The sequence below is a fragment of the Azospirillum sp. UENF 112521 genome, assembly GCF_058780665.1.
In genome coordinates this window covers 449,799-472,358 of sequence record NZ_JBSNCI010000005.1, presented here as the reverse complement: position 1 = coordinate 472,358, position 22,560 = coordinate 449,799, and the positions used below count along the sequence as shown (strand labels likewise).

General features: G+C 66.0%; 19 protein-coding genes. 6 read left to right on the top strand and 13 right to left on the bottom strand.

The genetic code is table 11. The features are described from left to right. Positions 1–37 precede the first annotated feature (37 nt). Positions 38–451: a hypothetical protein gene (locus ACWPN8_RS27060; protein ID WP_492243000.1), complete on the bottom strand. Its 414-nt coding sequence runs from the start codon at positions 449–451 to the stop codon at positions 38–40. Between the two features lie 238 nt (positions 452–689). On the opposite strand from ACWPN8_RS27060, the gene ACWPN8_RS27055 reads away from it, so the two are divergent. The 5 genes from ACWPN8_RS27055 (at position 690) to ACWPN8_RS27035 (ending at position 10,087) form a co-directional block, all read left to right on the top strand. After that, the gene (locus ACWPN8_RS27055) at positions 690–6,617 is read left to right on the top strand and encodes a HAMP domain-containing protein (RefSeq protein ID WP_211099165.1); all 5,928 of its coding nucleotides are present in this window, start codon (positions 690–692) and stop codon (positions 6,615–6,617) included. After that, positions 6,614–9,016, top strand: coding sequence for a response regulator (locus ACWPN8_RS27050; RefSeq protein ID WP_492242999.1), 2,403 nt, complete (start codon positions 6,614–6,616; stop codon positions 9,014–9,016). Before ACWPN8_RS27055 ends, ACWPN8_RS27050 begins: the two co-directional genes overlap by 4 nt. Positions 9,017–9,082: 66 nt before the next feature. Further along, positions 9,083–9,457 carry a hypothetical protein gene (locus ACWPN8_RS27045; RefSeq protein ID WP_492242998.1) on the top strand — a complete coding sequence of 125 codons (375 nt, stop codon included), beginning with the start codon at positions 9,083–9,085 and terminating at the stop codon, positions 9,455–9,457. A gap of 85 nt (positions 9,458–9,542) precedes the next feature. Beyond that, positions 9,543–9,812: a DUF5985 family protein gene (locus tag ACWPN8_RS27040; protein ID WP_492242997.1), complete on the top strand. Its 270-nt coding sequence runs from the start codon at positions 9,543–9,545 to the stop codon at positions 9,810–9,812. Continuing rightward, a complete protein-coding gene (locus tag ACWPN8_RS27035) occupies positions 9,812–10,087 on the top strand; it encodes a DUF5985 family protein (protein WP_109048699.1) in 276 nt (91 codons plus the stop codon). The genes ACWPN8_RS27040 and ACWPN8_RS27035 overlap by 1 nt, the downstream gene beginning before the upstream one ends. Positions 10,088–10,110: 23 nt before the next feature. On the opposite strand, the gene ACWPN8_RS27030 is transcribed toward ACWPN8_RS27035, so the two are convergent. Further along, positions 10,111–10,542 carry a hypothetical protein gene (locus ACWPN8_RS27030; RefSeq protein ID WP_492242996.1) on the bottom strand — a complete coding sequence of 144 codons (432 nt, stop codon included), beginning with the start codon at positions 10,540–10,542 and terminating at the stop codon, positions 10,111–10,113. A gap of 225 nt (positions 10,543–10,767) precedes the next feature. Between ACWPN8_RS27030 and purT the strand changes: the two genes are divergently transcribed. Further along, positions 10,768–11,937, top strand: coding sequence for a formate-dependent phosphoribosylglycinamide formyltransferase (purT, locus tag ACWPN8_RS27025; RefSeq protein WP_492242995.1), 1,170 nt, complete (start codon positions 10,768–10,770; stop codon positions 11,935–11,937). Between the two features lie 51 nt (positions 11,938–11,988). Here purT and ACWPN8_RS27020 read toward each other — a convergent pair whose 3' ends face one another. The 11 genes from ACWPN8_RS27020 to ACWPN8_RS26970 form a co-directional block, all read right to left on the bottom strand. Continuing rightward, entirely contained in the window at positions 11,989–13,167 is a 1,179-nt protein-coding gene (locus ACWPN8_RS27020; protein WP_492242994.1) for a calcium-binding protein, read from the bottom strand. Between the two features lie 241 nt (positions 13,168–13,408). Beyond that, on the bottom strand, positions 13,409–14,644 hold the full coding sequence (locus tag ACWPN8_RS27015) for an MFS transporter (RefSeq protein WP_492242993.1): 1,236 nt from the start codon (positions 14,642–14,644) through the stop codon (positions 13,409–13,411). Then, on the bottom strand, positions 14,645–15,814 hold the full coding sequence (locus tag ACWPN8_RS27010) for a thiolase family protein (RefSeq protein WP_492242992.1): 1,170 nt from the start codon (positions 15,812–15,814) through the stop codon (positions 14,645–14,647). After that, positions 15,811–17,322: a class I adenylate-forming enzyme family protein gene (locus ACWPN8_RS27005; protein WP_492242991.1), complete on the bottom strand. Its 1,512-nt coding sequence runs from the start codon at positions 17,320–17,322 to the stop codon at positions 15,811–15,813. Before ACWPN8_RS27005 ends, ACWPN8_RS27010 begins: the two co-directional genes overlap by 4 nt. Further along, positions 17,315–17,863 (bottom strand): biotin transporter BioY, encoded by a 549-nt coding sequence (locus tag ACWPN8_RS27000; RefSeq protein ID WP_109451757.1) that lies wholly within the window; start codon positions 17,861–17,863, stop codon positions 17,315–17,317. Before ACWPN8_RS27000 ends, ACWPN8_RS27005 begins: the two co-directional genes overlap by 8 nt. Before the next feature lie 27 nt (positions 17,864–17,890). Further along, entirely contained in the window at positions 17,891–18,541 is a 651-nt protein-coding gene (locus tag ACWPN8_RS26995) for an energy-coupling factor transporter transmembrane component T family protein (RefSeq protein WP_492242990.1), read from the bottom strand. Next, on the bottom strand, positions 18,541–19,215 hold the full coding sequence (locus ACWPN8_RS26990; protein ID WP_109451761.1) for an energy-coupling factor ABC transporter ATP-binding protein: 675 nt from the start codon (positions 19,213–19,215) through the stop codon (positions 18,541–18,543). Before ACWPN8_RS26990 ends, ACWPN8_RS26995 begins: the two co-directional genes overlap by 1 nt. Positions 19,216–19,467: 252 nt before the next feature. Beyond that, a complete protein-coding gene (locus tag ACWPN8_RS26985; RefSeq protein ID WP_109451763.1) occupies positions 19,468–20,103 on the bottom strand; it encodes a lysozyme inhibitor LprI family protein in 636 nt (211 codons plus the stop codon). Positions 20,104–20,367: 264 nt separating this feature from the next. Beyond that, positions 20,368–21,195 carry an amino acid ABC transporter ATP-binding protein gene (locus ACWPN8_RS26980; protein WP_492242989.1) on the bottom strand — a complete coding sequence of 276 codons (828 nt, stop codon included), beginning with the start codon at positions 21,193–21,195 and terminating at the stop codon, positions 20,368–20,370. Next, on the bottom strand, positions 21,195–21,899 hold the full coding sequence (locus tag ACWPN8_RS26975; protein ID WP_492242988.1) for an amino acid ABC transporter permease: 705 nt from the start codon (positions 21,897–21,899) through the stop codon (positions 21,195–21,197). Before ACWPN8_RS26975 ends, ACWPN8_RS26980 begins: the two co-directional genes overlap by 1 nt. A 4-nt stretch (positions 21,900–21,903) precedes the next feature. Next, the gene (locus ACWPN8_RS26970; RefSeq protein WP_492242987.1) at positions 21,904–22,551 is read right to left on the bottom strand and encodes an amino acid ABC transporter permease; all 648 of its coding nucleotides are present in this window, start codon (positions 22,549–22,551) and stop codon (positions 21,904–21,906) included. Positions 22,552–22,560 lie beyond the last annotated feature (9 nt).

Genomic DNA, 22,560 nt, shown 5'->3' with positions numbered 1-22,560 from the left:
CAGAGCTGCTGCGTGAACGGATCTGCGCGTTGCGCGATCAGCGGCGGCCGAGCGGGATCACCACGGCCGGACCACCGAAACCACCACCACGCGTCATGCGCCGTGTGGGAAAGGGCAGCACGTCGGCCGGCGGGCGCGGCGGAGGCAGGCGCGGCATTCCGGCAAAGGAATGGGCAAGGGCAGCGCCCTGCTGACAGGCGCGCATCCAAGAGAGCATGCAGCACATCGAAGCCTGCATGGAAAACGTCCAAAGAGTCATCGCCAAGCCCCAGGCTGTGATGTGTTGGGTCGTCTTGCCCTGCGGAAGGCGGCCGGCGCCGAAATGTCCCGCCATGGCTGGATCCATAACGATGTCCGTCATCGAATCGTTCCGAAGCCTGAGCTTCTGATAATGGACGGTCAGCTGAGTTAAGGCGGTGACAAGGCCGGCCAAGCTCAAGAAAATGCTCACCTCATCCTAAGTTATAGGCATAGTCCTTATGCCGGAAGGCGGAGTGCCTACGAAAGGCCAAGTTGACCCGAATAGCCTTTACTTCATCGTGCGGGGCTGTAGGACTGCGCAGTCACGCTCCGGATGAGGATGGAGTGCGCACACTGTCGGTGCGGACGTTCGGAATCCCGGTTGTGTTGGCCTATGTTTTCTTCGACCGCGCAGTGGAGCGGTTCTGGGGATGGGCAGAGCGCGGTCCATGGTGGGCACGGCGCGCGGATTGGGGAACGGCATGACGGCGATGGTCGAGACGGCGGACGCGTTGGATCCGAAGGTTCTGCTGATGGCCTTGCGGCAATTGCGCAAGGGTGAATTCTCAGTGCGGCTGCCGCTGGACCTCACCGGAATCGATGGCGAAATCGCCGCCGCCTTCAATGACGTTGTCGAACTGAACCAGAACCTGACCACCGAGGTCAGCCGACTCAGCGTCGCCATCGGCAAGGAAGGCCGCATCAGCCAGCGCGCCAAGCTGAACAATGCGTCCGGCGGGTGGGAAACCTGTGTCGACAGCATCAACACGCTGGTCGGCGACATGATCCAGCCGACGACGGAAATCGCCCGCGTCATCGGCGCGGTCGCCAAGGGCGACCTGTCCAAGACCATGGCGCTGGAGATCGAGGGCCGGCCGCTGCAGGGTGAGTTCCTGCGCACCGCCCGCAACGTCAACACCATGGTGGACCAGCTGGTCACCGTCACCACCGAGCTGACGCGAGTGGCGCGCGAAGTGGGGATCGAAGGCAAGCTTGGCGGCCAGGCCCAGGTCAAGGGCGTTGCCGGCAGCTGGAAGGACCTGACCGAGAACGTCAACGTGATGGCGGCGAACCTGACCGGTCAGGTCCGCAACATCGCCGAAGTGACGACGGCGGTCGCCAAGGGCGACCTGTCGAAGAAGATCACCGTCGACGTGAAGGGCGAGATCCTCGAGCTGAAATCGACCATCAACACGATGGTGGACCAGCTGAACAGCTTCGCCTCGGAAGTGACGCGCGTTGCGCGCGAGGTGGGCTCGGAGGGCAAGCTGGGCGGTCAGGCGAAGGTCGAAGGTGTTGGCGGCACCTGGAAGGATCTGACCGACAATGTGAACATGATGGCGGAAAACCTGACCGGCCAGGTCCGCAACATCGCTGAAGTCACCACCGCGGTCGCGAAGGGCGACCTGTCGAAGAAGATCACCGTCGATGTGAAGGGCGAGATCCTCGAGCTGAAATCCACCATCAACACGATGGTGGACCAGCTGAACAGCTTCGCTTCGGAGGTGACGCGCGTTGCGCGCGAGGTGGGCTCGGAGGGCAAGCTGGGCGGTCAGGCGAAGGTGGAAGGCGTCGGCGGCACCTGGAAGGACTTGACCGACAGCGTGAACATGATGGCGGCCAACCTGACCGGTCAGGTCCGCAACATCGCCGACGTGACCACCGCGGTCGCGACGGGCGACCTGTCGAAGAAGATCACCGTCGATGTTAAGGGTGAGATCCTCGAACTGAAATCGACCATCAACACGATGGTGGACCAGTTGAACAGCTTCGCTTCGGAAGTGACCCGCGTTGCGCGCGAGGTGGGCTCGGAGGGCAAGCTGGGTGGTCAGGCACGGGTGGAAGGTGTCGGCGGTACGTGGAAAGACCTGACCGACAGCGTGAATCTGATGGCGGCGAACCTGACCGGTCAGGTCCGCAACATCGCCGATGTGACGACGGCGGTCGCCAACGGCGATTTGTCGAAAAAGATCACCGTGCCGGTGAAGGGCGAGATTCTGGAGTTGAAAAACACCATCAACACGATGGTGGACCAGCTGAACAGCTTCGCCTCGGAGGTGACGCGCGTTGCGCGCGAGGTGGGTTCGGAAGGCAAGCTGGGCGGTCAGGCCCAGGTGAAGGGCGTCGGCGGCACCTGGAAGGATCTGACCGACAGCGTGAACGCGATGGCGACCAACCTGACCGGGCAGGTGCGAAACATCGCGGAGGTAACGACGGCGGTCGCGAATGGCGACCTGTCGAAGAAGATCACCGTCGACGTGAAGGGCGAGATTCTGGAACTGAAATCCACCATCAACACGATGGTGGATCAGCTGAACAGCTTCGCCTCGGAAGTGACGCGCGTTGCGCGCGAGGTGGGCTCGGAAGGCAAGTTGGGCGGTCAGGCCCAGGTGAAGGGGGTCGGCGGCACCTGGAAGGATCTGACCGACAACGTGAACGCGATGGCGACCAACCTCACAGGGCAGGTCCGCAACATCGCCGAGGTGACGACGGCGGTCGCAAACGGCGATTTGTCGAAGAAGATCACCGTCGACGTGAAGGGTGAGATCCTTGAGCTGAAATCGACCATCAACACGATGGTGGACCAGCTGAACAGCTTCGCCTCCGAAGTCGCCCGCGTGGCGCGCGAGGTCGGTATCGAGGGCAAGCTGGGCGGTCAGGCCCAGGTGAAGGGCGTTGCCGGTACCTGGAAGGATTTGACCGACAATGTGAACATGATGGCGGCGAACCTGACCGGTCAGGTCCGCAACATCGCCGAAGTCACCACCGCGGTCGCGAAGGGCGATTTGTCGAAGAAGATCACCGTCGATGTGAAGGGCGAAATCTTTGAGTTGAAGTCGACCATCAACACGATGGTGGACCAGCTGAACAGCTTCGCCTCCGAGGTGACTCGCGTGGCGCGCGAGGTGGGCTCTGAAGGCAAGCTGGGCGGTCAGGCGAAGGTGGAGGGCGTCGGCGGCACCTGGAAGGATCTGACCGACAATGTGAACATGATGGCGGCGAACCTGACGGGACAGGTGCGCGGCATCGCCAGCGTCGTCACCGCGGTCGCCGACGGCGACCTGAAGCGCAAGCTGGCGGTGGACGCCAAGGGCGAGATCGCGGCGCTGGCCAACACCATCAACGGGATGATCGACACGCTGGCGACCTTCGCCGATCAGGTCACCAACGTGGCGCGCGAGGTGGGCATCGAAGGCAAGCTGGGCGGTCAGGCCCGCGTGCCGGGTGCTGCCGGCCTGTGGAAGGACCTGACCGAGAACGTGAACCAGCTGGCCGCGAATCTGACCACCCAGGTCCGCGCCATCGCCGAGGTCGCCACCGCGGTGACCAAGGGCGACCTGACCCGCTCCATCACCGTGGAGGCGATGGGCGAGGTCGCGGCGCTGAAGGACAACATCAACGAGATGATCCGCAACCTTCGCGACACCACGCTGAAGAATGCGGAGCAGGATTGGCTCAAGACCAACCTCGCCAAGTTTACCCGTATGCTGCAGGGCGAACGCGATCTGGTCACCGTCTCCAACATGATCCTGTCGGAGATCGCGCCGCTGGTGAACGCCCAGCACGGCGTCTTCTATGTCGCCACCCGCGACCGCGACGAGCCGCTGCTGGAACTGGTCGCCAGCTACGCGTTGAAGGAGCGTAAGAACCTGTCCAACCGCTTCCACCTGAAGGAAGGCCTGGTCGGGCAGTGCGCCTACGAGAAGAAGCGCATCCTGCTGACCAACGTGCCGCGCGACTATGTCGCCATCAGTTCCGGCCTGGGCGAGGCGCCGCCCTTGAACATCATCGTCCTGCCGGTGCTGTTCGAGGATGACGTGAAGGCGGTGATCGAGCTGGCGAGCTTCGGCCGCTTCAGCGAGACGCACCAGAGCTTCCTGGAGCAGCTGACCGAGAGCATCGGCATCGTGCTGAACACGATCGCCGCCAACATGCGCACTGAGGGGCTGCTGAAGCAGTCGCAGCGCCTGACCACCGAGCTGCAGAGTCAGCAGGAGGAGCTGAAGACCACCAACGAGCGGCTGGAACAGCAGGCCGCCTCGCTGCGCAAGTCGGAAGAGCTGCTCAAGGCCCAGCAGGAAAAGCTGACCACCACCAACGAGGCGCTGGAGGAGAAGGCCGAGCAGCTGGAGAAGCAGAACATCGAGGTGGAGCGCAAGAACCGCGAGGTCGTGTTCGCCAAGGCGGCGCTGGAGGAGAAGGCCGAACAGCTTGCCCTGACCTCCAAATACAAGTCACAGTTCCTGGCCAACATGAGCCACGAGCTGCGCACGCCGCTGAACAGCCTGCTGATCCTGTCGAAACTGCTGGCCGACAACCCCGACACCAACCTGTCCGACCGTCAGGTGGAATTCGCCCGCACCATCCACTCCGCCGGCTCCGATCTGCTGGGCCTGATCAACGACATCCTTGATCTGTCGAAGATCGAATCCGGCACCGTGACGCTGGAGATCGGCGAGGTCGTGCTGGGCGACCTGCGCAACCATGTGGAACGCACCTTCTCGCAGCTGGCGCAGGAGAAGAAGCTGGACTTCGCCATCGAGATGGACGAGGCGCTGCCGGCCAGCATCCAGACCGACGAGAAGCGGCTGGCCCAGGTGCTGAACAACCTGCTGTCCAATGCCTTCAAGTTCACCGAAAGCGGCGGTATCACCTTCCGGGTCGCCCAGGCGACGGAAGGCTGGAGTGCCGCCCATCCGACGCTGGACGCCGCATCCTCGGTGCTGGCCTTTACCGTGATCGACACCGGCATCGGCATCCCCGAGGACAAGCAGCGCATCATCTTCGAGGCGTTCCAGCAGGCCGACGGCACCACCAGCCGCAAATATGGCGGCACCGGCCTCGGCCTGTCGATCAGCCGCGAGATCGCCCGTCTGCTGGGCGGCGAGATCCGCGTCGCCAGCACACCGGGCCGGGGCAGCGCCTTCACGCTGTTCGTCCCGCGCAGCTACGACATCGTTGCCGAACCGGTCACGCAGCTCGGCACGCCCGTCATCGCCGCGGCCAGTGCCGCCATGCCGCCGACCGCACTGCTGCCCAAGCGGACCGAGACGGCGACCCGCCCGGTGGTGGCCTCCGGCCCGCAGGAGGGGCTGGCGCTCCTGGACATGCAGCAGCCGTCCGGCGACGACCGCGAACGCCTGCGCCCCGGTGAGCCGGTGGTGCTGATCGTGGAGGACGACAACACCTTCGCCTCCATCCTGATCGATCTGGCGCGGGAGAAGGGCTTCCGCACCATCCTGTCCAGCGGAGGGTCTGCGGCGCTGCCGCTGGCGCGCAAATACCGGCCGGATGCCGTCCTGCTCGACATCGGGCTGCCGGACATGGATGGCTGGGCGCTGCTCGATCTGCTGAAGCGGGACCCGCAGACCCGGCACATCCCGGTCCACGTCATCTCCGCCAAGGACGAGCGGCGGCGCGGCCTGGCGATGGGCGCCTTCGACTATTCGGAAAAGCCGGTGGAGCGCGAGGCGATCTTTGACGCCCTGAACCGGGTCAAGAGCTTCCGCGAGCGCGACCACCGAAGGCTTCTGGTGGTGGAGAAGGACAGCCCGCAGCCGGGCGGCGTCGCCGCCCTGATCGGCAACGGCGATGTGGAGACGCACACCGTCACCTCGATCGAGGCCGCGATGGCGGCGCTGAGCGCCGACCACTTCGACTGCATGGTTCTGGATTTGTCGAGCCCGACCCTGCCCGGTCCGGTGACGGTGGATTTCGAGCTGATCGAATGGCTGCGCACCCGCGACACGCTCGCCTGGATGCCGGTGGTGATCTATGTCGCCGCCGACATCGCGGCGGAGGACGAGGCGCGGCTGCGCCGGCTGGCCGAGACCGTGGTTCTGAAGAGCGCCCGCTCGCCGGCCGGGCTGCTGGATGAAACCGCGCTGTTCCTGCACCGCGCCGTCGACCGGCTGCCCGACGAGAAGCGGCGCAGCATCCTGGATCTGCGCCAGCACGACCCGTCGCTGGCCGGCAAGCGGGTGCTGGTGATCGACGACGACATCCGCAACATTTTCTCGCTGGCCAGCGTGATGGAGGCCCACAAGATCGAGGTCCTGCATGCCGAGAGCGGGCGCGAAGGCATCGAGCGGCTGCGCGCCGACCCCGGCGTGGATGTGGTTCTGGTCGACATCATGATGCCGGAGATGGACGGCTATGAGACCATGCGCACGATCCGCAGCATCGACGAGTTCCGGGCGCTGCCGATGATCGCCGTCACCGCCAAGGCGATGAAGGGCGACCGCGACAAGTGCATCGAAGCCGGCGCGACCGACTACATCGCCAAGCCGGTGGACATTGACCATCTGCTGTCGCTGCTGCGGATCTGGACCGCCAAGAACAACCGGCAGCAACCGCGCGGCGGGGTGCAGGCATGACCCGGCGCAAGCTGCAGCCCGTTCGCGCGGTGCGGCGCGCGCCGTTCGTCCCGTCGGCCGCCAGCCCGGTGCCGGCGGCCCGCCGGTCGCGGCTGCTCGGCACCGCCAGCGCTCAGCCGACCGGCGGGGACGCCGTCCGTCATCCGATTCCGCCGGCGGCAACCACGGCGGAAGCGGCGCTGGCTGCTCCTGCGGCCGTTCCTCCCGCCACTGTGACGCCACCGCCGGCCACCGTTGCTGCGGGATGCGAAAGCGGAACCATGACCTCCGACTCACACCCGCAGCCCGACAAGGCGGACGTCGCTATCCTGATCGTCGACGACGACCCGCGGAACCTGTTCGCCGTGCGGGAGACGCTGGAGGATCTGGGGGCGCAGCTGGTGCTCGCCCGGTCGGGAGAGGAGGCGCTGAAGCATCTGCTGCGCCAGGACTTCGCCCTGATCCTGCTGGACGTGCACATGCCGGGGATGGACGGCTACGAGACGGCGGGGCTGATCCGTCTGCGCGAGAAGTCGCGCCATATCCCGATCATCTTCCTGACCGCCATCAACAAGGACGAGACGCACATCTTCCGCGGCTATGCCACCGGCGCCGTGGATTACATGTTCAAGCCGGTCGACCCGCAAATCCTGAAATGCAAGGTGTCGGTCTTCGTCGACCTCTACCGCAAGACGGAGGAAGTCAAGCGCGAGGTCGAGGCCAAGCAGCGCCTGCTGGACGAGAACGAGCGGGTGCGGCGCGAGATGCGGCAGGCCGAACAGGCGCTGCGCCGGTCGGAGGAGCGGCAGGCCCTGATCCTGGGCCAGCTTCCCATCGTGCTCTACACGGCCGACCTGACGCCGGGCATTCCGTTCCGCTACCTGTCCGACACGACTGAGACGGTGCTGGGCTGTCCCGCCGCCCGTTTCATCGAGGATCCGAATTTCTGGGAATCCGGGCTGCATCCGGACGACCGCAACCGCGTGATGCGCCAGTTGGCGTCGATCCACGATGCCGGGCTGACCACGGTGGAATATCGCTGGCGCGGACCGGACGGCGGCGAGCGTCATCTGCTGGACCAGGCGGTGGTCGTGCGCGACGAGGACGGCCGGCCGGCCGAACTGTTCGGCACCATCATGGACGTGACCGAGACGCGCCAGGCCCAGCAGCAGCTGGCCCATGCGCAGAAGATGGAGATGGTCGGCCAGCTGACCGGCGGCATCGCCCATGATTTCAACAACATGCTGATGGTGGTGATCGGCAGTCTGGAGCGGCTGGTCCCCGGCCTTGCCGACGATCCCAAGGCGGCGCGCCGGGCCGAGATGGCACTGCAGGCGGCGCTGCGCTGCTCCGACATGACGCGGCGGCTGCTGACCTTCGCCCGGCGGCAGCAGCTTCACCCGGAACCGGTGGATCTCGGCGACCTCGTCGCCGGCATGGGTGAACTGATGGAGCGCACGCTGGGCGGCGGTGTCGCCATCGCAATCGAGGCGCCGTCCGCCGATGCCGAGCCGCTGTGGATCGCCTCGGTCGACCGCTCCCAGGCGGAATCGGCCCTGCTGAACCTGGTCATCAACGCCCGCGATGCCATGCCAGGCGGCGGTACGCTGCGGATCAGCACGGCGAACACCCGGTTTGCGGAGCCGCAGACCGGAAACGGCATGTCGGTGGCGGCCGGCGACTATATCCTGCTGTCGGTGGCGGACAGCGGATGCGGCATGCCGCCAGACGTGCTGGAGCGCGCCTTCGAGCCCTTCTTCACCACCAAGGAGACAGGGAAGGGCACCGGTCTCGGCCTTGCCATGATCCATGGCTTCGTCAAGCAGTCGGGCGGTCTGATCGGCATCGACAGCAAGCCCGGCAGCGGCACCACCTTCCGTCTCTATCTGCCGCGGGCGGCGATGGACGCCGCCCATGGCGGGCCTACCGACGAGGAGGACGGCCATGAAGCCTTCGCCGGCCGTGGCGAGACCGTGCTCGTGGTCGATGACGATGCCGACGTGCGGTCGGTTGCGGTGCAGGCGGTTACGGCTCTGGGATACCGCGTGCTGGAGGCCGATGGCGCCGAGGCGGCGCTGACCCTGCTGGACCGCCAGCCGGTCGATCTTCTGTTCACCGACATCGTCATGCCCGGCGGTCTGAACGGCCGCGAACTGGCGCTGGAGGGCTTGCGCCGCCATCCCTCCTTGCGGGTGCTGTTCGCCTCGGGCTATGCCAACGGAACGTCTGCGCCGGAACCGGAGGCCGGCGCGCCTGCCGACGCCGGCGGCACCGCCGATCCCGGCGCCGTTTTGGGGGCTGTGATGAGCCGGGCGGAAACGCTGTCCAAGCCATACCGTGACGGCGATCTGGCCCGTGCCCTGCGGCGCGCGCTGGATCTGCAGACCCCTCTTGCCCCGGCGGAGGCCATCCGGGGGTGATGAGGGGAATCGAGGGCGGCGTTGCCCCACGCCGCCGGTTGTGCATATCAGGTCAGGTTCTGGTTCATGGTTTTGTCCGATGATGCGCTTACGCTGTTGCGAGGTTCGATCCGGTCTGTCTGGGCGTTGGAGCTTCTTCTTCTTCTGCGGCGGACTCCCGATCGGGACTGGTCGAATGGCGATCTGGTCAGAGAGTTGCGTGGCAGCGAGGTGGTGGTGCAGGAGGCGCTGGCCGGGTTCCTCGGCGCCGGCCTGCTGGTGGCGCAGACCGACGGCTGCCACCGTTACCGCCCGGCCTCCCCGCTTCTGGACCAGTGGGTGGAGGAGATCGAGCAGGCCTATGCCACCCGTCCGTCCGCCATCATCCGGGAGATCTTCGCGGCTCCCGGCAACAAGGTGCAGATCTTTGCCGATTCCTTCCGTTTCCGCCTCAACGATTGATCTCAGTGACTGAAATGACCGCGGACTACATAGTCGGGAATGCGTGCCGTCCTCTGCGGGGGGAGAGCGGGGTGGGAGCGGCGACATGGATGTCGTGAAATCAGCCGTCTATCTGCTGTGCTTTGCCACCAGCCTGCTGTGCATGGTGCTGCTGCTGCGCAGCTGGCTGCGCTCCCGCAGCCGGCTTCTGCTGTGGAGCACGCTGTGCTTCGTCGGGCTGGCGGTGAACAATCTGCTGCTGTTCATCGATGTCGTCGTTCTGCCGACGCAGGTAGACCTGCTGCCGCTGCGCCAGTCCTCCGCCATGGCAGGCGTCGGCGTGCTGCTGTACGGCTTCATCTGGGATGCCGAGTGATGCTGCCCACCACCTCCAGCTTCTTCACCGGCGTGCTTGCAGCGCTCTATGCGGTGGCCGGGCTGTTCTTCCTCGGTTTCTGGAAACGGACGAGGGACGCGCTGTTCGTCAGCTTCGCGCTCGCCTTCCTGCTGCTGGCGCTGAATCAGATCGTGCTGGCGCTTGGCGGGCTGGAACGCGAGGAGCAGAGCTGGGTCTATGTGCTGCGCTTGCTGGCCTTCCTGCTGATCATCGGCGCCATCGTCCGCAAGAACCTGGAGGGGCGGCGGCGCTGAACCGCTTCGGTGACGTCCGCCTTTTACTTGCGGCCGTCACCGAAGCGGCGGCAGTCCCATTCGTCGGTCCCGGCTTCGGCCCGCCCGCCATTGGAGGTGCGGTAGCGCGAATCGTCGCATTGGCCGTTGCCGGCATAGCGGCTGTAGCCGCCGCGACCCCGGCCCTCATAGCCGCTCGCATAGCCATTGCCGTAATAGCCGCTGTTGTCGTAGCCGCCGCGATGGCGCTGATGCCGACCGCGGTTGCGGTCGCCATCGTCGTCGTCACCGCCGGCGGTGGCGGCCAGCACGCCAAGCCCGACCACCGCGGCACCGATCAGCAGGGCGCCGGCCATGTCGTCGTTGCCGTTGCCGGCACAGCCCGGCAATGCCAGCGAGCCGGCCAGGCAGACGGCCATCAGGGTCCTGCCGCCGAAGAACCCGCGCCTTGCCGCCGCTTGTGTGGTCGTTGCCATCGCCGCCTCCCGAAACAGGGGTTCATTTAGACATGAACACATGAGCGGAGTTTTTCATCCGCTACCATTATAATTTCTTTTTAGAAATATTTGCGTGGCCCCGGTTCCGTTTGGCTGCTGCATACGGGAGGCCTACGGCGGGGCTTGGCCCGGCTGGCCGGAAGCCCTATGGTCGGCCAGCTGTCGCCAATATCGCCAGTTGTCGCCAATATCGGGAGTGCGTCGATGTTCACCGCAAGGATCCTGCTGCTCGGCTCCGGGGAGCTGGGCAAGGAATTCGTCATTGCCGCCAAGCGGCTGGGCTGCGAGGTCATCGCCTGCGACAGCTACGCCAACGCGCCGGCGATGCAGGTCGCCGATCAGGCGGAGGTGTTCTCCATGCTGGACGCCGACGCCCTGCGCGCCGCCATCGCCAAGCACCGCCCGGATTACATCGTGCCGGAGGTCGAGGCGATCCGAACCGAGGTGCTGCACGAATTCGAGGATGCCGGCACCACGGTCGTGCCGTCGGCCCGCGCCGCGACGATGACGATGAATCGCGACCGCATTCGTGAGGTTGCGGCGACGGAACTCGGTCTGCGCACCTCGCGCTACCGCTATGCCGAGAGCCTGGAGGAGGTACGCGCCGGGGCGGAACACACCGGATTCCCCTGCGTCGTCAAGCCGGTGATGTCGTCCTCCGGTAAGGGGCAGAGCACGGTGCAGGGTTCCGCCGGGCTGGAGGCCGCCTGGGACTATGCGGTGGCGAACATGCGCGGCGACCGCCGCAAGGTGATCGTCGAGGAGTTCGTCCCCTTCGACTATGAGATCACGCTGCTGACCGTCCGCACCCGCGACGGCATCCTCTATTGCGAGCCGATCGGCCACAGGCAGGAGCGCGGTGACTATCAGGAATCCTGGCAGCCGGTCGCCATGCCGCAGGCGATGCTGGACGACGCCAAGGCGATGGCGGCGCGCGTCGTCGATAATCTCGGCGGCTACGGCATATTCGGCGTCGAATTCTTCGTCACCGCCAACGAGGTGATCTTCTCCGAACTGTCGCCGCGCCCGCATGACACCGGCATGGTTACGCTGCTGTCGCAGAACCTGTCGGAGTTCGAACTGCACGCCCGCGCCATCCTGGGCCTGCCGATCCCGAACATTCTGTGCCGTGCCCCGTCGGCCTCCGCCGTCATCCTGGCCGACCGCGAGGCGGAGAATTTCCGTATCGAGGGGCTGGCGGATGCGCTGCGCCTTGGGTCGGTCGAGCAGGAGGTCGACGTCCGCCTGTTCGGCAAGCCGACCACCCGCAAGAACCGCCGCATGGGTGTGGCGCTTGCAACCGGCACCGACACCGACGATGCACGGGCGCGGGCCAAGCAGGCGGCAGACAAGGTGACGATCCGGTATCTGTGAGCCGTTGAGTTCGATCCTGCGGGCGGGGATACCCCGCCTGCAGGAGCCGTGTCAGACAGTGGCGGCGAGCATGCCAGCCGAGGGATCCGACCCGAGCACCGGTGCGGCCCGGCCGGTTGTTGCCAGCGGGGTGGTGGATCGTCCTTCCCGGTAGCCGAAATTCACGTAATGGGCTGCCGCCGACGCTTCGCTGTTGCCAAACCGACGCTGAAGATCGGGATTCCGCGCCAGATAGGCAGCCGCGTTAAACGTCGTCGTCCGTCCTTCCAGCCGTCCCGTGGTGGCATAATGGAGGGCCGCTGCCGTTGTGCTGGATCCGAAGGCCTGGATCAGATCCGGGTTTGCCGCCAGATAACTCGTCGCATCGAAGGAGGTCTTTCGCCCCTCCAACCGACCGTTGGTGATGTAATGACGGGTCGCTGTGACAGTGTCCACCCCGAAGGCCGCGGCCAGATCCGCGTTGGCGGCCAGATAACCGGCGGCATCGAAGCTGGTCGCGCGGCTCTCAGTATAGCCGCTCCGAATGTAGTGAGTGAAGGCAGCGGCCTGATTGGTGCCGAAAACGGCGGCCAGATCCCGGTTTGCCGCCAGATACCCCAGGGCATCGAAACCAGCGGCACTCGAAGTCGGCACCATCCCGTCGTAATATCTGACGTATTCGACATTCATCAGAACGTCGCTGCCATTGCTGCGATCAAGAATGGCAACCTGCCCATTGAAGGCGATCAGCCTCGCGGTGCTCGTATATTGGAGATTGATGACGGTGTCGATACCTTCTCCGCCATCGATGGTATCGAAACCAGGGCTGGTATAGATCTGATCGTCACCTCCACCACCGCTGATGTAATCGTTTCCCGCGTATCCCTGTAAATAGTCCGTCTGGGATGAGCCAAATATTTGGTCGTCACCTGACAGCATCGACGGGACTGTCAATACATTAGAAAAATCATATGCGTTTGAAAAGCTCAGATTTGCATTGCTGATCGACAGCAGGATATTTCCACTGGGCTGCGTCGCTGTGAGGGACGTAATTCTTCCTGATATGTTATTTCCGGTTATATTGATATTGCCATTTACTGTAGCGTCCATCACGGTCGCGCCGTTTTTTGTAAATCGGGCAACGATCTGCGATGGAGTTATTGAATACAGAAAAGAGTTGTCATAATCGATACCGGTACCACTTCCGCCATCCCATAAATGCAAGGGTACGTTTCCAACGACGATGCTCATATCAATCTCTCTTTCTATTTTCTGATTCCATCGCGCGGTCGGCATTCACTTCCGTATTCCGCGAGAAAACAGCCCAAGTCGCATCCAGAGGAAAGCTGCCCTTATTTCCAGTCATCGTGCAGAAAGAGGATTTTGTAACCTGAATGCACCTTTAAGTATATGCAGGAATCTCTAAAAAGTCTAGAGTTGAGCCCATCGGCTTCTGGGCATATGCAGTGATGTGTGGAGGACTCGCCTCACGCTACCTCCCCAGCAACCTGTCCACCCGCCGCAGCGCCGGGAACATCGCCGCCCACAGTCCGGCGAGCCCGATCGCGCCGACGCCGCCCAGCACCACCGCCGGAACCGCACCAACCAGCGCCGCGACGCTCCCGGATTCGAACTCGCCCAACTGGTTGGACGCGCCGATGAACAGCGAGGTGACGGCGCCGACCCGGCCGCGCATCTCGTCGGGGGCGGACAGTTGGACCAGCGTCTGGCGCACGAACATGCTGACCTGATCGGTGGCGCCGACCGCCAGCAGGGCGATGAAGGACAGAACCGGATCGGCCGACAGACCGAAGGCGACGGTGGCGACGCCGAAGCCGGCCACCGCGATCAGCATCCAGCGCCCTGCATGGCGCTTCACGCCCCAGCGGGTGATGACCATCGCCATGGCAAGCGCTCCCAATGCCGGGGCGGAGCGCAGCAGGCCGAGCCCCCACGGCCCGACATGCAGCACATCGCGCGCATAGATCGGCAGCAGCGCCGTCGCCCCGCCCAGCAGAACCGCGAACAGGTCAAGCGAGATGGCGCCCAGAATTTCCGGCCGGCTGCGGATGAAGGCGGCGCCGGCCAGCATGCTGGTCAGGCTCATGGCGCGCTTGGTCATGGTGACGGGGCGCGGCCGGCAGGCGGCGATCAGCAGGACCGACAGCGCCAGCATCGCCGTGCTGACGCCATAGACCGCCGCCGGACCGGCGATGTAGAGCAGGCCGCCCAGCGCCGGTCCGGAGATCTGCGCCACCTGGACGCCCGACGACTGCCAAGCGACGGCGTTCGGCAAATCCTCCACCGGAACGGTCGCGGACAGGATCGCCTGGTTGGCCGGACCCTCGAAGGATTTGGCGAGGCCGATCAGCGCCACCACGGCAAAGATGGCGTGGGGCGACAGGGCGCCCGCCATGGTCAGCAGGAACAGGGCGGCGACAGCGATCATCTCGACCGACAGGGCGCCAAACAGGACCGTCTTGCGGTCGTTGTTGTCGACCACATGGCCGGCCACCAGAACCAGCGCCAGCGAGGGCAGGAACTGGAACAGCCCGACCAGCCCGAGATCGAGCGGGTCGCCGGTCATGGCATAGACCTGCCAGCCGACCGCCACCACCTGCATCTGGATCGCAAGCATCGAACAGACCCGCGCGCTCCAGAACAGGGCGAAGGCACGATGACGGAAGGCCGACCGGAAACTATCCCCGGCCGCAGGGGCGCTGGTCATTCAAACTGGCTCCAGAAGTGTGGCGAGCCCCAGCCCGCCGCCGATGCCGAGCGTGGCGAGGCCCCGGCGGGGCGCACGGCCCGCAGCCGGGAACAGCATTTCGCTGAACAGGCGCGTCACCAGGATCGCCCCGGATGCGCCATAAGGATGGCCGAGCGCCAGGGCGCCGCCGCCGACCGAAACGCGCGATTGGTCGATGCCAAGCGCATCGAGGCTCGCCAGCACCTGGGCGGCGAAGGCTTCATTGAATTCGACGAGGTCGATATCGGCGATTGTTAGGCCGGGGTTGCGGGCCAGCAGCCTGGTCACCGCCGGAATAGGGCCGGTGCCGAGGAGCTTCGGATCCACCCCCGCCGCGGTGCTGTCGACCACCGCCAACCCAAGGGTGAGGCCGAGCGTGCGGAACTTCCGCTCCGACACCACCGCCACCACGGCGGCACCGTCATTGACCGGGCAAGCGTTGCCTGCCGTGACCGTGCCGTCGGGCCGGAGGATCGGGCGCAGCGCCGCCAGCTTTTCAAGGCTGGTCTCGGCCCGCGGGCATTCATCGAGGGCGACGACGCGGCCGTCGCGGAGGTGCAGCGGAACGATCTCGCGGTCGAAGCGCCCGGCGGCCTGCGCAGCCAAGGCCTTGCGGTGGCTGTCCAGCGCGTAGCGGTCCTGGCGGGTGCGGTCGATGCCGTGGACAGTGGCGACAGTCTCCGCCGCCTCGATCATCGACGGGTCGCCGACCTCGTCGGGGGCGAAGCGGGCGCGGTCGTAGAAGCTGGGGCTGCGGTAGAGGCTGGAGGGTTTGGCGATGCGCCAGGGGGCGGTGCTGGTGCTCTCTACCCCGCCGGCCAGGACGACGTCGCAGGCCCCGGACTGTACCAGCCGGGCGGCGAGATTGACCGCCTCCAGCCCCGATCCGCATTGCCGGTCCACCGTGACGCCGGGCACCGACACCGGCAGCCCGGCCGCCAGAGCCGACAGCCGTGCGACATTGCCGCCGGGACCGACCGCATTGCCCAGCAGAACCTCATCCACCTCCGTGGGGTCCAGTGTAGCGTCGGCCAGCACGGCGCGGATGACCGGGGCGGCGAGATCCTCGACGGGAAGCTCGCGCAAGCTGCCGCCGATGCGGCCGACCGGGGTCCGCCGGGCGGCGACGATGATGGGGCGGCTGGTCACGCCACCACCTCCAGCCCGCCGTCCGGTCCGCCGAGCTTCGCCCGCTCGCGCACATCGGCGCGGGCGATCTTGCCGCTGCCGGTCAGGGGCATGTCTGACGCGGCGAAGACCAGCCGCGGCGCCTTGTAGCCCTCCAGCCGGTCCTGGCACCAGCCGCGCAGGTCGGCGAGCGAGGCGCGCGCGCTCCCGCGCCACCACACCACAGCGGACAGGGCATCGCCCCAATAGGGGTCGGGCAGACCGAACACCACCGCCTCCGCCACCGCGGGATGGGCGCGCAGGACCGCTTCGACCTCCGCCGGGTAGACGTTCAGGCCGCCGGTGATGACCATGTCGCCGGCCCGCCCGACCAGCCGCAGCCAGCCTTCGCCGTCGATCCAGCCGTAATCGCCGACCGTGCCCCAGCCGTCCCGCTCGCGGTAGCCGGCACCGTCGGTGACGCCGAGATAGCCGTCGCTCAGCATGAGGCTGCGCACCCAGACGGTGCCGGGCCGGCCGCGCTGCACCGGAAGGCCGTCATCGTCGCGCAGGCTCAGCTCAACCCCGTGGAAGGGGCGGCCGACGCTGTCGGCGGGGGCACCTTCGCGGGACGAGCGCAGGCTGACGAAGCTCAGCTCGGACGCGCCGTAATATTCCAGCACGGCGGCGTCGGGGCAGAGGGCGGCCAGCCGGTCATGCACTGCGGGCGCCAGCTTGGCGCCGGAACAGACCACCCGGCGAAGGGCAGGGAAGCGTCGGTCGTCGCGCTCGGCCGCGTCGAGGATGCCGACCAGCATCGTCGGCACCAGCACCAGCGTGGTGACGCCGCACTCCGCCAACTGCGCCGCCGCGTCGGTTCCGTCGAATTTCGGCTGCACCCGCACCGTGGCGCCGGCCGACAGCCCTTCCACCGCGCCATAGAGGCCCAGGCCATGGACCAGCGGACCCGGCACGAGAACGACGTCCTCGGCGCCGATGCCGAACTCCACCCGGCTCGCCTCCAGCGTCGCCAGCCAGGAGCCCTGGTTGCGGATGAAGGCCTTGGGCCGGCCGGTGGTGCCGGAGGTGAAGCCGACCAGGAATGGCGTCTTCGGATCGATGGCGGGGATGGTCCAGCCCGCCGGCTGCGCCGCGATCCAGCCGGCGGCGGTCTCGGTCGTCAGATGCAGATCGGGGCGGAAGGTCTCGATGGCCGCGGCGGTCTGCGCGGCGCTCCATTTCGGGTCGAGCAGACCGACGATGCCGCCGGCCGCGACGATGCCGAAGAACAGCGCCAGCAGTTCCGGCCGGTTGCCCAGGCTGAGCGCCACGCGCGGCGGCGCTCCATCCCGGCGCAGGGCAGCCACACCGGCACCGGTCCGCCGCACCTGCTCCAGCAGTGCGCCGTAGGACAGCGTTTCGTCACCGAAGATCAGGGCCGGATGGTCAGGCGTCCGTTCGGTGGCCAGCACGAAGGGGCGGACGAGGCTGTCCGCCCCCAGATAGCCGCCGGTCGCCAATGGCTGCTCCGGAATCATTTTCTCAGGCATGGATGGGCAGGATGCCGGCGCGGCGGACGCCCGAGGCGGCGACAGCGGCGATCCCGGCCTTGATCAGGTCGCCCGGCACGAAGGCCAGCGAGCCGAACACGGCCTTGTCGATCGGCAGACCGGCGACCAGCCACAGCCAGGGAATGCCGCCGGCATAGACGACCAGGATGCCGCCGAGTACGCTGACTGCGAACAGGCGGATCGGGTTGGCGGTGGTGGCGAAACGCTCCGCCAGCCAGCCGGTGACGAAGGCGCCGACCGGCCAGGACAGCACGAAGCCGCCGGTCGGCCCCAGCAGGACGCCGATGCCGCCGCGACCTCCCGCCAGCAGCGGCAGGCCGGCCGCGACCAGAAGCACGAACAGCAATGCCGCGATGCCGCCGCGCTTGGCGCCCAGGATGGTGCCGGCCAGCATGACGCCCAGCGTCTGCGCGGTGACCGGCACCGGCAGGAAGCCGAGCGGAATCGGCGGGGCCATGCCGAGCCCGCCCAGCAGGGCGGCGAACAGGGCGCAGAGGACGAGGTCGCGGGTGGACAACATGGCGGACGCTTCCTTCGGCTGGTGACGTTATCGTTGAGTATTGTTTTTGGTTTTGCTGTCGTTCGTCCCAGCATCGGCCGGGTCGTAACCGCGCGCTTCCAGTGCGGCGGTCAGATCATCGGCCATGGTGAGGATCTTGACCAGCAGCGGAACGAACAGGGCGGCTATGTTGCGCTCCACGCCGCGGGCACGCTGGGCCATTCGCACCTCGCGCACCTGTTCGCCCAGCAGCGGGATGAAGCGGATGGTCAGGGCCAGCATCAGCGCCATCTTCGCCGGGTTGACCCCGACCGGACGCAGCAGGCCGAACAGCCGCTCGAACAGATCGACCATGTCCATGACGCGGGTGGTCAGCGTGACCAGGGTCGCCAGCAGGATCAGGGCGGCGAAACGGGCGACGGCGACCGCCGTCTCCTCCCAGCCGCCGCCGGCCAGCAGCGCCTGGAAACCGAACAGCAGGGTCAGCATCAGCACCGGCGCCCGCAGCTCCGACAAGACTCGTCCGGCCGGCAGCTTTGCCGCCACCAGAACCGCGGCGCCGATCAGTCCGGCGGCCAGCGCCCCCCAGCCACCAGGCATGGCCAGCACCAGGATGGTCACCAGCAGCAGGCCGCCGAGCTTCGCCCCTGCCGGCAGGCGGTGAACGACCGACTCCCGATGCAGGTAGAGGCCCAGCATCAGCCGAGCCGCTCGATGTAGGCCGGCACGGTTTCCGCCGGCGGGCCGTCGGCGACGATGCGGCCATCCTCCAGCACCAGCGCCCGGTCGAAATCCTTGACCATGTCGAGGTCGTGAGTGACGACGATCACCGTCTGCGGCAGGCCGCGCAGCAGGTCGATCACCTTGCGGCGGTTGCGCAGGTCGAGCAGCGTGGTCGGTTCGTCGAAGATCACGTAGGCCGGCTCCAGAACCAGCACCCCGGCAATGGCGAGCAGCTGTTTCTCGCCGCCGCTCATCTGGTGGGCGGGCTGGTGCCGGTAGCGGTCGAGGTTGTAGCGTTCCAGCGCCCCGGCAACGCGGCGGGCGATCTCGTCCTTCGGCAGCTTGCGCGCCTTCAACCCGAAGGCGAGGTCCTCCTCCACCGTCGGGTAGACGATCTGTGTATCGGGATTCTGGAAGACAAAGCCGACCCGCTGCCGCACGGCCCGGCCGTCGCTGCGGGTATCCAGACCATCGACCGTGACGGTGCCGGCGGCCGGCACGATCAGCCCGTTCAGCAGGCGAGCCAGCGTGCTCTTCCCCGAGCCGTTGCCGCCGAGAATGGCGATGCGCCGCTCGGCCAGCCGCAGCGACAGGTCGTGCAGGACGGGGCGGTCGCCATAGGCGTGGGTGACGGACCGGAGTTCGATCATCGACGGAGCCAGGGCCTTCGCGGTGCAGTTCTGTTGCGTGTGCGAAAGGTTCTTAGCCGGTTTGTGGGCGGCGTTCCAGGGAAGAGCGTGGCCGTGGCGGCTTCGATTGGATTCCCATCCATGGTCGACTGCGCGCTCGCCCTATTCTGCCGCCTCGTTGTCCGCTGTGATCGGCTCTTCGAGCGGTACGGTCAATCGGCGTCGCTTCAAACCGACTTCTGGACTGATTGTACTTGGACGCCGCATCGCGGATCAGAAGGTGGGAGCGGCTTTGCTCTGGCGTTTGTAGTTTCCAGTTCCGTTGACATTGAACCCCATCCCACAAATGCCATCCTGCCTCACGTTGACGGCGCTTTCGGTAAAGGTGAATTCAATTTTACAGTCTCCATAGTCGCTTTCATCATTCGATGCGAATATCGCATGATTTCCGTTGAGAATTGCTACTCCCTCAACTTCGCCCGTGTTCATTTTGTACATGGCGCTCAGGCTGAATTTGATGGTGCTGACGGATTCTTGAGCGACAAGAAGCTCTCCGCCGGCGGCTTTATAGGTGCCGGAAACAGTTGCTGCCGCAGGGGTGGCGTGCTGCGGGGCGCTCAAGGCTGCCAACCGCGTTTGATAAGCCGATGCAAGACAAGTCACATCCGTGCAACGGTTTCGCTGCGCGATCCAGTTCTTCTGCTCGGTCTTGAGATCCGCCGGAGCGGTGCTGTTCTGAAGTGCAGCCTTGTAGGCGCGGCCAAGCTCGCTGTCGAGATTTGACAACCGTTCGTCGGAGCAAACCGCCTTTTCCACAGGTGTGCCGGCTTTACCGCAGTCGAAGCTTGCCGCGAAGCTGCTGCCGCCGCCAATTGCAGTCAGGGCAGCGGTCAGTATTAGAACCCGCATATCGACCTCATTGAGTCACGAGCATGCATGCTCACGCAACCGTTACAGAAGCGGAGAAGGCTGTGGCTCAGATCAACTATAGATACATGTGCGGTGGCAAGCGCATTCATCTGCTTGCCGCAAGGGAATTGCCGCATTCCGGACGTATGGCCGCCGGCTCTGGTTCAGAGATGATCTGCAACCGGGCGAGCCAGCCATCGGCGACGATCTGGCGAAATGGATCGCCAGCCCGCTGGCTGGTCAGCGTCCCGCATGTTGCAAAAATCAGAAGCTGTTCCGCTCATGATAGGTCTGAAGGAACTGCTGCACCCGCGGTTCGGTGGACTCGTGGAAAACCTCGCGCGGAGTGCCGAAGGCGGCGATCCGGCCGCGGTCGAGGAAGGCCACCTTATCGGCGACGTTGGCGGCGAAGCCCATCTCGTGGGTCACCACCACCATGGTCATGCCGTCGGCCGCCAGATCGCGCATCACCTGCAATACCTCGCCCACCAGTTCCGGGTCGAGTGCCGAGGTCGGCTCGTCGAACAGCATCAGGTGGGGTTCCATCGCGATGACGCGGGCGATGGCGACGCGCTGCTGCTGGCCGCCGGAGAGGCGGGCGGGGTAGCTGTCGGCCTTGGCGGCGAGACCCACCCGGTCCAGCATGCGGCGGGCATGGGCGGATGCTGCGGCCTTGTCCATGCCGCGGACCTGCACCAGGGCTTCGGCCACATTCTCCAGCGCGGTCATGTGGGGCCAAAGGTTGAACTGCTGGAACACCATGCCGACGTTGCGGCGCAGATCGCGCAGGTCGCGGTTGGACAGGCGGCGGCGCGGCGTGTCCTCGCTGTAGCCGACCAGCTTGCCTTCGATGCGGATCTCGCCGCGGTCGTAGACCTCCAGGAAGTTGATGCAGCGCAGGAGCGTACTCTTGCCCGATCCGCTGGGACCGATCAGGCAGACGACCTCCGACTTGTTGACGGTCAGGTCGATGTCGCGCAGCACCTCGTTGGTGCCGAAACTCTTGCCGACGCCGCGGATGGAGACCATCGGCGTGGTCTCGCCCTGGGCCATGCTGCGCGACGGGGTGGCGGTTTGGGAAACGGCAGTCATCACGCCCTCGCGGTTGCAGTCTCGGACGAAGACCCTTGCGGCGAGGCGTGGGTCAGGAAACGGGTGACGCGCGCCTCCAGCCGGCGGCCCAGGCGCGACACCACCTCAACCAGCAGCCAGTAGAACAGCGCCATCCCGAGGATGGTCTCGAAGGTGGCGAAGGTCTCCGCCGCCATCGTCTGCATCTCGTACATCAGTTCCGGCACGGTGATGATGGACAGCACCACCGTCTCCTTGGTCAGGATCGCCATCATGTTGACGATGGCCGGGATGGTCGACACCAGCATCGCCGGCACGATCACCCGTCGCAGGATGGCGCCATAGGACATGCCGAGGCTGAGCGCCGCCTCCACCTGCCCCTTCGGCACCGCCTGATAGCCGGCGCGGAAGATCTCGGCGAAATAGGCGCTGCCGTAGATGCCGAGGCCGAGGATGCCGGCGGTCGTCGCCTCCAGCCGCAGTCCGATGGACGGGCCGCCGCTGTAGAGCAGGAACAGCTGGATCAGGAAGGGCGTGCCGCGGATCACCTCGATATAGACGCGGATGACCCAGCGCAGCGGCTTCACCGGCAATTGCCGCAGCAGCATGAGCGCGAAGCCCAGCACCATGCCGATGAGGCAGCCGGCGCCCCAGCACAGGATGGTGATGCCGAAGCCGCGCAGCAGCGCCGGGCCGTACTGGACGAGAAGGGAAAGGTCCAACATCGGATCAGGCCTGTTGAAGGCGGCGTTCGACCAGCGTGCCGAACAGGGCCAGCGCGCCGTTGATCGCCAGATAGATGATGCCGGCCGCCAGATAAATCTCGAGCGGGCGGTAGTTGCTGGCCGAGATGGTCTGGCTGGTCCGCGTCAGCTCCGCCACCCCGACGACGGAGATCAGCGAGGATGCCTTCAGCAGCAGGATCAGCTCGTTGACCAGTGCGGGGACCGAGATGCGGAAAGCCTGCGGCAGCAGGATGCGCGTCCAGATCGACGATCCGGGAAAGCCCAGCGCCAGCGCCGCTTCCGACTGGCCGTGCGGGACGGCGTTCAGCGCGCCGCGGTAGATCTCCGACACATAGGCGCCGGACGCGAGGCCGAGTGCGGCGATGGAGGCGACCAGCGGCGGCACGTCGATGCCGATCAGCGGCAGCATGTAGTAGATCAGCAGAAGCTGGATCAGCAGCGGAACGCCGCGGAAGAAGCTGACATAGACACCGCCGGCAATGTCGGCCGCCCGGCCGCCGGACTGGCGCGCGACGCAGACGACAACGCCGATCACCTGCCCCAGCAGCACGCCGAGCAGAGAGACCCAGATGGTCGTGACGGCCGCTCCCAGCAGATAGGGAAAGGCGTCGATGATGACGCTGAACTTCATCGTGTGGGC